Annotated in this window: 15 protein-coding genes; 9 read left to right on the top strand and 6 right to left on the bottom strand. The window is 64.5% G+C overall.

What is annotated here, in order from left to right:
* The 5 genes from B7G54_RS39385 to B7G54_RS28515 all read left to right on the top strand — a co-directional run.
* Positions 1-194 (top strand): hypothetical protein (locus B7G54_RS39385; protein WP_208864971.1); only part of this gene is annotated, 194 nt, incomplete at its 5' end.
* 176 nt (positions 195-370) lie between these two features.
* A complete protein-coding gene (locus tag B7G54_RS28530) occupies positions 371-1,588 on the top strand; it encodes a DUF2863 family protein (RefSeq protein ID WP_085042080.1) in 1,218 nt (405 codons plus the stop codon).
* Positions 1,589-1,798: 210 nt separating this feature from the next.
* A complete protein-coding gene (locus B7G54_RS28525; RefSeq protein ID WP_085042079.1) occupies positions 1,799-2,635 on the top strand; it encodes a response regulator transcription factor in 837 nt (278 codons plus the stop codon).
* 75 nt (positions 2,636-2,710) lie between these two features.
* Complete coding sequence (locus tag B7G54_RS28520; protein ID WP_085042078.1) at positions 2,711-3,385, top strand: energy-coupling factor ABC transporter permease; 675 nt, start codon at positions 2,711-2,713, stop codon at positions 3,383-3,385.
* A 139-nt stretch (positions 3,386-3,524) separates the two neighbouring features.
* On the top strand, positions 3,525-4,181 hold the full coding sequence (locus B7G54_RS28515; protein ID WP_085042077.1) for a BspC domain-containing protein: 657 nt from the start codon (positions 3,525-3,527) through the stop codon (positions 4,179-4,181).
* A gap of 82 nt (positions 4,182-4,263) precedes the next feature.
* Here the strand turns inward: B7G54_RS28515 and B7G54_RS28510 are convergent, their stop codons facing one another.
* Positions 4,264-5,418 carry a M14 family metallopeptidase gene (locus B7G54_RS28510; RefSeq protein ID WP_085042076.1) on the bottom strand — a complete coding sequence of 385 codons (1,155 nt, stop codon included), beginning with the start codon at positions 5,416-5,418 and terminating at the stop codon, positions 4,264-4,266.
* An 88-nt stretch (positions 5,419-5,506) separates the two neighbouring features.
* On the bottom strand, positions 5,507-6,289 hold the full coding sequence (gene yaaA, locus B7G54_RS28505; RefSeq protein ID WP_043188790.1) for a peroxide stress protein YaaA: 783 nt from the start codon (positions 6,287-6,289) through the stop codon (positions 5,507-5,509).
* 57 nt (positions 6,290-6,346) lie between these two features.
* Between yaaA and B7G54_RS28500 the strand changes: the two genes are divergently transcribed.
* Together B7G54_RS28500 and B7G54_RS28495 are read left to right on the top strand one after the other, a co-directional pair.
* On the top strand, positions 6,347-6,826 hold the full coding sequence (locus B7G54_RS28500; protein WP_085042075.1) for a putative toxin-antitoxin system toxin component, PIN family: 480 nt from the start codon (positions 6,347-6,349) through the stop codon (positions 6,824-6,826).
* Between the two features lie 33 nt (positions 6,827-6,859).
* Positions 6,860-8,032: a pyridoxal phosphate-dependent aminotransferase gene (locus B7G54_RS28495; protein WP_085042074.1), complete on the top strand. Its 1,173-nt coding sequence runs from the start codon at positions 6,860-6,862 to the stop codon at positions 8,030-8,032.
* Positions 8,033-8,074: 42 nt separating this feature from the next.
* Here the strand turns inward: B7G54_RS28495 and B7G54_RS28490 are convergent, their stop codons facing one another.
* Positions 8,075-8,731, bottom strand: coding sequence for a glutathione S-transferase family protein (locus tag B7G54_RS28490; RefSeq protein ID WP_085042073.1), 657 nt, complete (start codon positions 8,729-8,731; stop codon positions 8,075-8,077).
* Between the two features lie 202 nt (positions 8,732-8,933).
* Between B7G54_RS28490 and B7G54_RS28485 the strand changes: the two genes are divergently transcribed.
* Positions 8,934-9,725, top strand: coding sequence for an oxepin-CoA hydrolase, alternative type (locus B7G54_RS28485; protein ID WP_085042072.1), 792 nt, complete (start codon positions 8,934-8,936; stop codon positions 9,723-9,725).
* A 254-nt stretch (positions 9,726-9,979) separates the two neighbouring features.
* Entirely contained in the window at positions 9,980-10,672 is a 693-nt protein-coding gene (locus B7G54_RS28480) for a glutathione binding-like protein (protein WP_085042087.1), read from the top strand.
* 55 nt (positions 10,673-10,727) lie between these two features.
* Here the strand turns inward: B7G54_RS28480 and B7G54_RS28475 are convergent, their stop codons facing one another.
* Genes B7G54_RS28475 through B7G54_RS28465 form a run of 3 tightly spaced genes read right to left on the bottom strand, consistent with a single transcriptional unit; the run spans position 10,728 to position 12,833 of the window.
* A complete protein-coding gene (locus tag B7G54_RS28475; protein WP_085042071.1) occupies positions 10,728-11,204 on the bottom strand; it encodes a MaoC family dehydratase in 477 nt (158 codons plus the stop codon).
* Positions 11,201-11,662, bottom strand: a complete 462-nt coding sequence (locus B7G54_RS28470; RefSeq protein WP_085042070.1) for a MaoC family dehydratase — start codon at positions 11,660-11,662, stop codon at positions 11,201-11,203. The genes B7G54_RS28475 and B7G54_RS28470 overlap by 4 nt, the downstream gene beginning before the upstream one ends.
* 37 nt (positions 11,663-11,699) lie before the next feature.
* Positions 11,700-12,833 carry an acyl-CoA dehydrogenase family protein gene (locus B7G54_RS28465; RefSeq protein WP_085042069.1) on the bottom strand — a complete coding sequence of 378 codons (1,134 nt, stop codon included), beginning with the start codon at positions 12,831-12,833 and terminating at the stop codon, positions 11,700-11,702.
* Positions 12,834-12,838 lie beyond the last annotated feature (5 nt).

Genomic DNA, 12,838 nt, shown 5'->3' with positions numbered 1-12,838 from the left:
CTTCGTGTTTCCCGGCAGCGCTGCGTTTTCAGCAGCAGAGAAGCGAGATTATGAACCGTGTTTCGCAGCTCGTCAACAACTTTTTACACTACGTCGTTGCGACTGCGGGGCTCAACTTCCAGGCCAGCTGCGTGCGCCAGACTTGCAGCACACCACCGACCTTGCTTCCCTCTCCCGCGCTGCGTTTCCGTTAGCGCGAAAGAGGCGTGATTGTAGGTAGCTCGCGGCATTCGCGCAAGGGGTTTGAAGCAACTTTTTTACAAAAGCCGCAATTCGGCCGGCCGACCATGCCTCGGCACAAGACCGCTTATGGTGCAAAGAACGGACTAGAATGTGAGGTTCTTCGCCTCTTTCTATATACGTCTTTAATATGCGCCAGCGAATCGCCAAACGCCTCCCCCCCGATGCCGACAAACTGGTCGGTCTGTCGCTTGCGCTCTTCGCCTCGGGCAGCCGTATCGAGGATCGCTTCTGGGAAGCGAAGCTCGACGCGCTGCTCGCCAAGATCGTCCGCAACGGCAACCAGACCACGCTCGACGCAGCGCTCGACCACCTTCAGCAGAATCATCCCGACGCCTATGGCGCGCTCGCCGACATGGCCGAGACGCACAGCGAGTCGATGGTGATCGAGCACGACGGTCAACCGTTCGATGCGCTGCTGGTCGCCGTCCCGGTTCTCGCATGGACGCGCTACATGATTCCGTCGGGCCCGCTCAAGGGTGACGTTGCCGACGCGCTGCGAACGCACCTGCAAGCTCACGTCCTTGCGAACGGCACCCTCGTCGCGCTTGCCCCGTTCCTCTACAGCATCGACCAGTTGCCGCGACACCACGTCGAGACCTACCGGCTGGCCCAGCAGCTTGCACATGCGGCGATCAGCCAGCACACGCCCAAGCTCAGCTTCGGCGACCTGCCCGAAACCTCGCCGATCCTGGCCGACCCGCGCTTCCTGCTCGCCGTCGTCGCCGCGCCCGCCGGCGCACCGCTGTTCCGCTGGCAGGAAGAAGAAAACGGCAGCCGGATCGAACGTGGCCAGTGCCTCGAGCAATGGACGGCCCAGGGCGGCCCTAACCTGTCGATCGCCCTGCCCGGCTGCGAATTCGAATGCCTACTTCCGGACGCGTACTATTCGGCCTGCCGGGATGCGGACGAACGCGTGCGTCCGCACACGGTGAGAACGGCCATTCGTTATCTTTTCGACACACTTGGTGCAGCACCGCAAGAGCTGCGTGCGGTGGTCGCCGGCTTCGGCGAACGACGTATCGACGAGTATCGTGTCGGCTTCACACGGCGCGCCAGCAACGACGTAATCTACGGCGTCGTATGGCCGCTCTACGGCCGTGAAAACGGCGACGTATCGACCGACAGCGCGACGCTCGAAGGCGAAGCACCGATCGAAGGGCCGCTCGAGGAAATCGTGAGCCTGCTGAAGGAATGCGGCGTAACCGACGTCCGGCGGCACGCGGGCCGCTTCGAACCCGAATACTGCGATGACTGCGGCGTACCGCTCTACGCAGATCCGCTCGGCGAAATCGTCCACGCGGAAATGCCGGAAGACGCGTCACCCGCCCAGCCGCACTTCCACTGACCCGCACCGCAGGCCCCGACAGCCTGCCCATCCGAAGCCGCTCACGGTTCCCGCCGGAGCGGCTTTTTTCTCGTCCGCCATCCCGCCGCCCGAAATTTCATACTTTTCCTAAGCCTTTCAGCCAAGCAGACATCGTGTAAGGTCTTTGTCATCATCAGACCCAAGGCATGCCAGACGGCAGATCAATGGCTCACATAATGGAGGTTGAATATGCGGTTCCTGATGCTCAATTCAGACGCCGAGCGGCGTGACGGACTGAAGGCCCTGTTGCGACAGATCGACCGTCACGCCGGCATCAACGATGCGCCCGACAGTTTCCAGGCGCGCAGGCTGCTGCGCAATCAGCGTTTCGATCTCGTCGCGATCGACTGGCTCGACGTCGGCCGGCTCAGCGAGCTTCAGGCGCTCTGCAGCGCGTGCTCGCCGACACCCGTCGCCGTCCTGGTCGATGAAACATCGCCGGAGGCCATCCAGCGCTTCTTCAACTACGGAGTCGCCGGCGTGATCCCGCATTCCACGCGGCCGCACCTGATCGTGCGTGCGCTCGAGATCGTGCTGCTGGGCGGGCACTACATCCCGCCGATCGCGCTCCGTCTGCTGCCTTCCACTGCTGCGGCGCGCTTCGATGCCCATTTCCAGACACTCGCCGGGTCGCTTCCCCGCCGGCCGCCGAGCGGCCTCTTGTCGCCGCGGCAAGCGCAGATCATGCGCTTCGTCCATATGGGCAGCACCAACAAGATGATCGCCCGTACGCTCGGCATCAGCGAAGGCACCGTCAAGATCCACCTCGCCAGCATCTTCCAGCAACTTGGTGCCGCCAACCGCGCCGCTGCGGTCGCGATCTACAACGGCTGGCTATCGCCCCACCTCGAGGTGCTGCTGGCGAACCGCAGTCGTGCGCGCACGCCGCCCATCGGCGAACACGGCCCGGTTCCGCTGCGTGCGCAACGGAGCGACCGCCCGTACCCGTTGCCGGCCTCGATCGACAGCGCGCAGGACCTGCCGATCGCTGCCGAGCCGCCGGCGCGGTTCCGGCGCGAACGCTAGGCAAACAGTCTCGATATTGCGACGGTCGGCGTGTGCGGATTCCCACCTTTGATGCTCAACGAGTAATATGGACGCATGGGTTTTCTTTTCACACCGCTTCCGCTCTGGGTTGGCATCGGTGGCTGGATCGCCGCCGTGGCCCTGCTCGCGCTCGCGATCTGGAATCGTCCCTTCGTGCGCCTGCAGGACGCCACGCTCCAGCACGTGTGGCTCGCGCTCGTCACCGCCATTGCGGTCCTCTGGGCCTCGAATGCATGGCTCGAAGACGGCATCGTCATGCATCTGCTTGGCGCGACGCTGCTCGTCACACTGTTCGACTGGACACTCGCACTGATCGCGATGGGCGTCATCACGGCGGTTGCCGCGATCATCTTCGACGCGCCTTGGCAGGGTATTGGCCTGACCTATCTGATCTACGGCGCGCTGCCGGTTGCCGTGTCGGCATTGCTGCAGCGCGCCGCACTCGCATGGTTGCCGCACAATCTCGCGTCGTTCATCACCGGCCAGGGATTCCTGTCGCCGGCCATCGCGATCATCGCGGTCGCCGCGGCCGCAGCCGGAGTCCAGCTCGCGCTCGCGGATGGCGTGCCCGTCGTGATTCCGGCCGGCTATCTGCTGAACACCGCGCTGCTTGCACTCGGCGAAGCGTGGTTCACCGGCATGGCGACGGCACTCATCGCCGTTTATCGCCCCGCATGGGTCACGACCTTCGACGTTCGGCGCTATCGCCTCGGCGGCCCACGCGCCTGAATTGCCCTCTGGCGGCGGCACCGTCATCACGTGCCGGCGGTACTTCCCGCAGTGCGGCAGAATGCGGCATCTACTGCCGCACAACTTTTTTACGCTAAGATTGAACTCCGGTTCTTCATCGGGCATCTATACGTGCCCGATGTCTCATTCGCTCCTCACCAATAACCAGATGGACAGCTCTCCTGCGTCGCTCCGGATTTTCCGGGCGCTCGGCAAGCTGGCAGCCTGTATTGCGGGCCTGTCGCTTGCGCTTCCGACACCGGCATTCGCCGATCTGCTCGACCAGCGCTCCGAACTGATCAACAAATTCGTCAACGAAATGCATGCCGATCCACTCGCCGCCGATTGTGCGGCGCACGGCAGCTTCATCGCCAGCACGTCGACGGCCTTCGACCGCGTCGACTTCGCGCCGAACGCATTCGACAGCGGCAACGCGACGATCACGCCATGGAACGACTCGTTCGACCAGGGCAAGCAGCGCGTGAAGGTCGACAATATCGTCACGGTCGACGGACTCGGCATCCACAGCGACGGCGGCGACCCGACGCCGCTGAAATTCCGTTGCGGCTATGTCGGTCAGCAAATGCTTGCGTTCAGCTGGAACGATCCGGTTCCTCCGCTGAAACCGCGCGTCGAACGCTCCACGTCCTCGACGAAGAAATTCAAGGGCAAGTCGCACCGAGGCAAGGTCAAGGCAAAGGCTTCGAGCCGCACCGGCAGCACGAAGGCCGTCGCAACGAAAAAGTCGAGCGGCCAGAAGAAGGTCGTGAAGAAGAAAACCGCGAAGAAGTCCTGACACGGCGAATCGACATCGACAGAAGCAAAAAAGCCGGAGCATCTCAGGATGCACCGGCTTTTTTCATGTGGCGACGCGACGCTTACGCGAACGTGTCGACGTGCACCAGGATCGCCGCCAGCATCGCCGCGCCAAGCGCCGCACTACGCTCGCCGTTCCAGCCAACTCGTTCGTCAGGCAGGTTCGCGTTGTCCTTGAACGGCATCTCGAGCGTCAGCGACAGGCAGCCGAACTGGTGGCCGATGTACTTCGACGCGAGCTTGAGCGCGTCCTCCTTGTACTTGCTCGCCGCATAGCCGTGCTCAGTCTGGAAGTCGGGGCTCGCGACCTTGAACGCGTCGATGAACGCGGTCTGCTCCTTGCCCTGCTGCTCCGTAAAGCTCGGCAGCATTTCCGACCCGGCGACGAACACGTACGGCAGATCCTCGTCGCCGTGAATGTCGAAGAACATGTCGCAGCCGACCGCATGGATCGCATCGCGCACGGCCAGCACCTCGGGGCTGCGCTCGGCATCGGGCGCCATCCACTCGCGGTTCAGGTTCGCGCCTGCCGCGTTGGTGCGCAGGTTGCCATGCACGCTGCCGTCCGGGTTCATGTTCGGGACGATGTGGAACGTCACGCGATCGTAGAGCTTGCGCGCGACCGGATCGCCGGCCCAGTCGCCCCATCCGGCCAGCCGCTTGACGAGGCCTTCGACAAACCACTCGGCCATCGACTCGCCGGGATGCTGACGCGCGATGATCCACACCTTCTTCTTCGGCACGCCATCGGTTTCCGGCGTACCGAGCGTCAGTAGCGACATCGGACGGCCTTCGACCGTGCAGCCGAGTTCGACGACGCTCGCCTGCGGCAACTGCTGGACCGCGCCGAGAAATGCCGCGTGGCGCTCTTCCGAGTACGGTTCGAAATACGCGTAGTAGATGCTGTCGAATTCCGGCGTATGGTCGATGGTCATCGTCTTGCCGTCGAACGTCGTCGGCACGCGGAACCAGTCGACCCGGTCATAGCTCGCCACCGCGCTGTAATTGCGCCAGCCCGACGGATACGCGCATTCGGCAGCATTCTCGAACGTCATCACGCAGCGCTCGCCGCGCGCACCCGTCAAGCGGTAGTAAAACCATTGCGCGAATTCCGAGCGGTTGTCGCCGCGCACGCGCAGCCGAATCGCATCGGGGCTGTCGCACGCCACGACGTCGATTGCGCCTGCGTCGAAATTGCTGGTGATCGAAAGGGCCATCTGTCTCTCCTTGGGCGACCGGAACAGGCGGTATAGCGTTTGCCCGGCCTCATGCATGTGCCGGCCGTCTCGTGAACGGCCGGCAGGGTCACTCGCCGACTCGCCGGCGATATACGTAAGTCGAATCATTCGACGCAGCCGCATCGAAAGCGTAGCCTTCCGTCGCGAAATCCTTCAGCGCCTTCGGGTCGGTAATACGGTTCTCGACGATAAAACGCGCCATCAGGCCACGTGCGCGCTTCGCATGAAAGCTGATGATCTTGTAGCGGCCACCCTTCCAGTCCTCGAACACCGGCGTAATGACGGGCGCGGCCAGCAGTTTCGGCTTGACCGACTTGAAGTATTCGGTCGACGCGCAGTTGACCAGCACGCGCGCCGCGCCGCTGCGCGTTTCGAGCTGTTCGTTCAGCGCCCGCGTGATGCGATCGCCCCAGAACGCGTACAGATCCTTGCCGCGCGCGTTCGCGAAGCGTGTACCCATCTCGAGCCGGTACGGCTGCAGCAGGTCGAGCGGACGCAACAGCCCGTACAGGCCCGACAGCACGCGCACGTGCTGCTGCGCATAGTCGAGATCGGCGGACGACAGCGATTTGGCGTCGAATCCTTCATAGACGTCGCCGTTGAACGCGAGCACGGCCTGCTTCGCGTTGGCTGGCGTAAAGGTCGGCGACCAATCCGCGTAGCGCTGGAAATTCAGGCGTGCGAGCGGATCGGAGATATCCATCAGCGTCGCGATGTCCTGCGGCGAAAGCTTGCGCAGGCCGTCGATCAGTTCGGACGCGTCGTCGACGAATGCAGGCTTCGTGTAAGACTGGACATGCGCGGGCGTATCGTAGTCGAGGGATTTGGCGGGGGAGAGAACGATTATCATAGAGGCTCGCTGGCACGCCGTGCCTTGCGGTCAGACGAAAACCACCGATTGTAACGAATGACCCGCTCTCTCGCCCCGCATGCCGCACGTCGCGTCGTGCTCGACTCGAACGTCTGGATCGACATCCTCGTATTCGACGACCCCGCTACACGCCCGATCCGTGCCGCGCTCGAACGCGGCACGCTTGCCGCCGTGATCGACGGCCGCTGCCTGACCGAACTCGAGTACGTGCTCGATTATCCGCAGTTCCAGGCGCGCGCGGTCGACAAGGCGGCTGCGCTCGCGACCGTCGCCCGCCTGGCGAGCCTCGTCGAGCCGCCGGCCATCGACGCCAACGCGCCGCCATTGCCGAAGTGCAAGGACCGCGACGACCAGAAGTTTCTCGAACTCGCCCGCGCCGCCCAGGCCGAGTGGCTCGTGTCGAAAGACCGCGCGCTGCTGAAGCTTGCGAAGCGCACCGCACGCGACTTCGGCTTCCGGATCGCGCAGCCCGCGCCCTTTGCCGAGGCCTGCGCGCTCGACGCCACACCGGCCTGACGCACGCACCACCACCCGATTTCGACCGTATCGATGAACGCTCCTTCAGACATGCCAACGACTCCCGTTTTCCCCTCGCGCCTGCCGAACGTCGGCACGACGATCTTCACGGTCATGAGCGCGCTTGCCGCAGAAAAAGGCGCGGTGAACCTCGGCCAGGGCTTTCCGGATTTCGACTGCGATCCGCGCATCGTCGATGCGGTTGCCGGCGCGATGCGCAACGGGCACAACCAGTATCCGCCGATGGCCGGTGTCGCGCCGCTGCGCGACGCAATCGCAGACAAGATCGCGCAGGTCTACGGCCGGCGTTACGATCCGGCGACCGAGATCACCGTCACGGCCGGCGCGACGCAGGCGCTGCTGACGGCGATCCTGTGCACGGTGCATCCGGGTGATGAAGTGATCGTCGTCGAACCGACCTACGACAGCTACCTGCCGTCGATCGAACTCGCGGGCGGCAAGCCCGTGTTCGTCACGCTGGAGGCGCCCGACTACGCAATCCCGTTCGACCGTCTGGCGGCCGCGATCACGCCGAAAACGCGCATGATCCTGATCAACACGCCGCATAACCCGACGGGTACCGTGTGGCGCGAGGCGGACATGCGCAAGCTCGAGGAGATCGTGCGCGGCACCAATGTGCTGATCTTGTCCGACGAGGTCTACGAGCACATGGTCTATGACGGCGCGCGCCACGAGAGCGTCGCGCGCTATCCGGAACTCGCCGCGCGCAGCTTCATCGTGTCGAGCTTCGGCAAGACCTATCACGTGACGGGCTGGAAAGTCGGCTATGTCGCAGCGCCTGCCGCGCTGACCGCGGAATTCCGCAAGGTCCACCAGTTCAACGTGTTCACGGTGAACACGCCGATGCAGATCGGGCTCGCCGACTACCTGCGCGACCCGGCGCCGTACCTGACGCTTGCCGACTTCTACCAGAAGAAGCGCGACTTCTTCCGGGCCGGCCTGGAGCGCACGCGCTTCAAGCTGCTGCCCTGCACGGGCACGTACTTCCAGTGCGTCGATTATTCGGCGATCAGCGACCTGCCGGAAGCGGAGTTCTCGAAGTGGCTCACGTCGGAGATCGGCGTGGCCGCCATTCCGGTGTCGGCGTTCTATCACGAGCCGCACGAATCGGGCGTCGTCCGATTCTGCTTTGCGAAGCAGGAAAGTACGCTCGCGGCCGCGCTCGAACGGCTCGCTCGCCTGTAAGACCCGCACGGGCGGCCGCACGCCGCCCAGCGGGAGCCGCGCTTACGAACGCGCGACGCTCGTCGCGTCGACATACGCCTTGCGCTCGGCCGCCACGCGCTGCGCGGCAGGACGCTCGCCCACCTTCTTCGCATGCGCCTTCCAGTCGATGCCTGCGTCGAGCAGGAAATCGCGTCCGAATACGGCCTTCGTCGCCATTCCGATGACCGGCAGATGAACCCAGGCGGCGATGTCCGCGAGGCCGAACGATTCTCCGAGCACATACGGCGAAAACTGCGTCATCTGCTTGAATGCATCGATCGCGCGCGGCAGGCGCTTCTCGACGTGCGCCTTCATCCCGTCGCTGACCTTGCCGCCGAAAAACGCTTCGGTATAGACCTCGCGCGCCATCCATTCGAGATACAGCTCGAGCGTCTCGATCAGTTCGCGCACCTTCGCGCCTGCAAACGGGCTTGCCGGAAAAATGCCTTTCTCGGGATAGCGCGCCGCCAGGTACTCGATGATCACCTGCGACTCGAACAGCGCGCCTTCGTCGGTTTTCAGAAATGGAATCTTGCCGAGCGGCGAATCGGCGAGTTGCGCCGGATCGCTGACCGGCAAACCGCATACCGACTCCTCGAACGGAATGTCGTGCTCGAGCAGGACGAACTTCACCTTGTTGTAGTAGTTGGACAACGGAATACCGCACAGCTGTAGCATCGGAGTCTCCTTCCTCACTGAAGCGCGGCGGCATCAATGCCGGCCACATCGGGATTCATCGCGCTGAAAAGCACGTTCGTGCTAGTCTAAAGCAAGTTTTGCGTTCGTCACGACAACAATACATCTGCTACGGCATCGGCCGCATCAGCGCGCGCGATGCGCCCGCCGCCGCAGCCCCGCCATCCGATGGAGACACGCTCGCATGAGTGCTGAACTGCTGGCCTCGCGGCCACCCGAGAGCGAATCGACGCTCGTCCTCACGCTATCCAATCCCGGCGCACGCAACGCGCTGCATCCCGACATGTACGCGGCCGGCATCGAAGCGCTTGCCACCGCGGAACGAGACCCCGGGATTCGCGCGGTCGTGCTCACCGGCGCCGATCGCTTCTTCTGCGCGGGGGGCAACCTGAACCGGCTGCTCGACAACCGCTCGAAGGATCCGTCCTTCCAGGCCGACAGCATCGATCAGCTCGCAGCATGGGTAACGGCGATCCACGCTTCGACGAAGCCGGTGATCGCAGCGGTCGAAGGTGCCGCGGCCGGCGCGGGCTTCTCGCTCGCGCTCGCGTGCGACCTGATCGTCGCCGCGCACGATGCGAAGTTCGTGATGTCGTACGCGCGTGTCGGCCTGACGCCCGACGGCGGCGGTTCGTGGTTCATCGCGCGCGCGCTGCCGCGGGCGATTGCGGCCGAGATCCTGTTCGAAGGCAAGCCCGTCGCAGCCGAACGTCTGCACACGCTTGGTGTCGTCAACCGGCTCGCCGTGCCGGGCGCGGCGCTGACCGACGCGCTGGCATGGGCCGATGCGCTCGCCGGCATCTCGCCGAACGCGCTCACGCGCATCAAGTCGCTGCTCGACGACGCAACGATGCAACCGCTCGACACGCATCTCGGCACCGAGCGTGATCATTTCGTCGCATCGCTGCATCATGCGGACGGGCTCGAAGGCATCACCGCATTTCTCGAGAAACGCCAGCCCCGCTACAAGCGCTGAATCGTCGCGCCCGCTTTCGAATTGACGCGTCGCCACCGCATCGACCCGATGCTGCACGGCGGCGCCCATCTCGACGACTCGGGACGACATGCGATCGCCCGACGCCATGTAGCCCGACCCGCGCGCACGCGCCTGCGCACATGCATCGGCACGCACGTTTCCGTCGCCAGCAGCCCGCATCGATCCATGCTCTAATGACCGCCTGTCGCGGCGCTGCCGGCGCCGTTTTCGCGCATGCAACGAAGGAGTTCACGATGATCGACGTCTATAGCTGGGCGACCCCGAACGGCCACAAGGTGCACATCATGCTCGAGGAAACGGGCCTCGCCTATCGCGCCCATCCGGTCGATATCGGCGCAGGCGACCAGTTCAAGCCGGAATTCCTGACGATCAGCCCGAACAACAAGATCCCTGCGATCGTCGATCCGAACGGCCCCGGCGGCAAGCCGATCTCGCTGTTCGAATCGGGCGCGATCCTGATCTACCTCGCGGAGAAGACCGGCAAGTTCCTGCCGACCGATCCGGCCGCACGCTATGCGACGCTCGAATGGCTGATGTTCCAGATGGGTGGTGTCGGCCCGATGCTCGGGCAGGCACACCACTTCCGCCTGTATGCGCCGGAGAAGATCGAGTATGCGGTCAATCGCTACACGAACGAAGCGAAGCGCCTGTACAACGTGATGGACAAGCGTCTCGGTGAATCCGAGTATCTCGCAGGCGACGCGTACACGATCGCGGACATTGCGACGTTCCCGTGGACGCGCTCGTGGCAGAACCAGGGCATCGTGCTCGACGAATTGCCGAACGTGAAGCGCTGGTACGAGACGATTGCCGCACGACCGTCCGTGCAGCGCGGCGTCGAAGTGCTCGCATCGATGCGCAAAGCGCTGCAGGACGACAAGGCACGCGAGGTGCTGTTCGGCGCGACGCAATACGCGAAGCACTGACGCACATGTGACGGACGGAGCGGCATCCATGCATGCCGCTCCCCACTTCAGAAATTCAGAAGTAGTGCAGCGTGATGAATTCCGCTGCGCAGACAGGCAGCGGCGCGTCGGGACGCTCGACCTGCATCGTCACCGACCACGTCACCTGCACACCGCCCCGCGCGGCCTCGGTGGTTTCCTTTACCGCAAACAGCGCACGCACGCGCGCGCCAACTGGCACCGGCTTCAGGAACCGCACGCGGTTCAGTCCGTAGTTCACGCCCATCTTCTGTTCGAAACGCATCGCGTCGGCCATCAACGCCGGAATCAGCGACAGCGTCAGGAACCCGTGCGCGATCGGGCCGCCGAACGGCGACTCGCGCCGCGCGCGTTCGGGATCGACGTGAATCCATTGATGATCGCCGGTCGCATCGGCAAAGCCATCGACACGACGCTGGTCGATCGCGAGCCAGCCGCTCGCAAGCGGCTCTGCGCCGACACGCGCCTGAAGCGCCTGCGCCGATGCGATCAGCGGCAAGGTCACGTCGGTCATGCGTGCGTGCCTCCCGGATGGCGCAGCCCGAAGATCACCTTGGTATGCACGGTGATGACCGTCTCGCCGGCGGCGTTCACGCCGACCCACTCCGTCGACACGATGCCGCGGTCGGGCTTGCTCTCCGACACGCGCTTGTCGTGGACCTTCTGATACATCGTGATCGTGTCGCCGGCGCGCACCGGCTTGAGCCAGCGGATCGAGTCGATGCCCGGCGAACCCATGCTGGTCGAGTCCTGGCCGAGTTTCTTGATGAGCAGGCTCATGAACACCGAACACGTGTGCCAGCCGCTCGCGACGAGCCCGCCGAAATGCGATGCTTTCCCTGCCTCTTCGTCGAGATGGAACGGCTGCGGGTCGTAGCGTTGCGCGAACGCCTTGATGTCGTCGGGTTCGAACGTGTAACGGCCCACTTCGGTGGTGCTGCCGACCACCAGGTCTTCGTAACTGATGCCCACTAGGTGTCTCCTTGTCTGGCGCGCTTGCGCGTCGCCGTCATGCCGCGTCGGCCTGCGCGAAATCGGGCAGCGCAGCGATGCGCGCAAGATGATGATCGGTATCGCCGAGCGTCGTCTCGATGATCGTCAGCCGCTTGAACAGGTGCGCAGCGGCGACCTCGTTGGTCACGCCCATGCCGCCGTGCAGTTGAACGGCCTGCTGGCCGACGAAGCGTGCGGCGGCGCCGACCCGCGCTTTCGCGGCCGACACGGCCTTGCGCCGCGCATCGGCCTCGCCGCTCGCGTAGCGTACGGCTGCCAGGTACGTCAGCGAACGCGCCTGCTCGGCATGGATCAGCATGTCGACCATCCGATGCTGCAGCGCCTGGAAACGCGCGATCGGCACGCCGAACTGTTCGCGCGTCTTCGTATATTCGACCGTGGCGCGGTTCAGTTCGTCGAGCACGCCGACCGCTTCCGCGCACAGCAGGAACGTCGCGTAATCGGCAACCTGCTCGAGGGCTGCCGCGTCGCGCGCACCGCCCGTCAGCCGTCGCGCGGGCGTTTCATTGAGCCCGATCGTCGCGGCACGCTGGCCGTCGATCGTCCGGTAGTCGACCACCTTCGCGTTCGCGGCATCCCGTTCGACGACGAACAGGCCGATGCCGCCGCCATCGACGCGCGCGGGCACGATCCACGCATCCGCCTGTGCGCCATGCTGAACGACCGACTTCGTGCCGGTCAGCCGGTACGTGCCGCCCTGCTCGCGCGCATGCGTGTCGAGTTCGAACAGATCGTAGCGCGCATGCGGTTCGTGGAACGCGACCGCCACTCGTTTCTGCCCCTGCGCGACCGCCTCCAGCAGCACGGCATCCTCCCCGGCGCCGGAGCCGGCGATGCGCAAGGCCTCGACACCCACCGCCGTTGCCCAGTACGGCTCGATCACGAGCGCGCGGCCGAGCTCCTGCATCACGACCAGCATGTCGACCGGGCCGCCGCCGAATCCGCCCTGTGCGTCCGGCACGGGCAGCGCGGTCAACCCGAGTTCGGTGAATGCGCTCCATTGCGTGTCCGACACGCCCGCCTCGCTGCGCACGATTGCCTGGCGTGCTTCGAAACCGTATTGTTCGCCGAGATAACGGCGCAGCGCGTCGGCGAACTGCTGCTGCTCATCGGTAAAGCTGAAATCCATGGTTG

It is taken from the genome of Burkholderia puraquae (assembly GCF_002099195.1).
GTDB classification, from domain to species: Bacteria; Pseudomonadota; Gammaproteobacteria; order Burkholderiales; family Burkholderiaceae; genus Burkholderia; species Burkholderia puraquae.
This window is presented reverse-complemented; position numbering and strand designations above follow the sequence as displayed.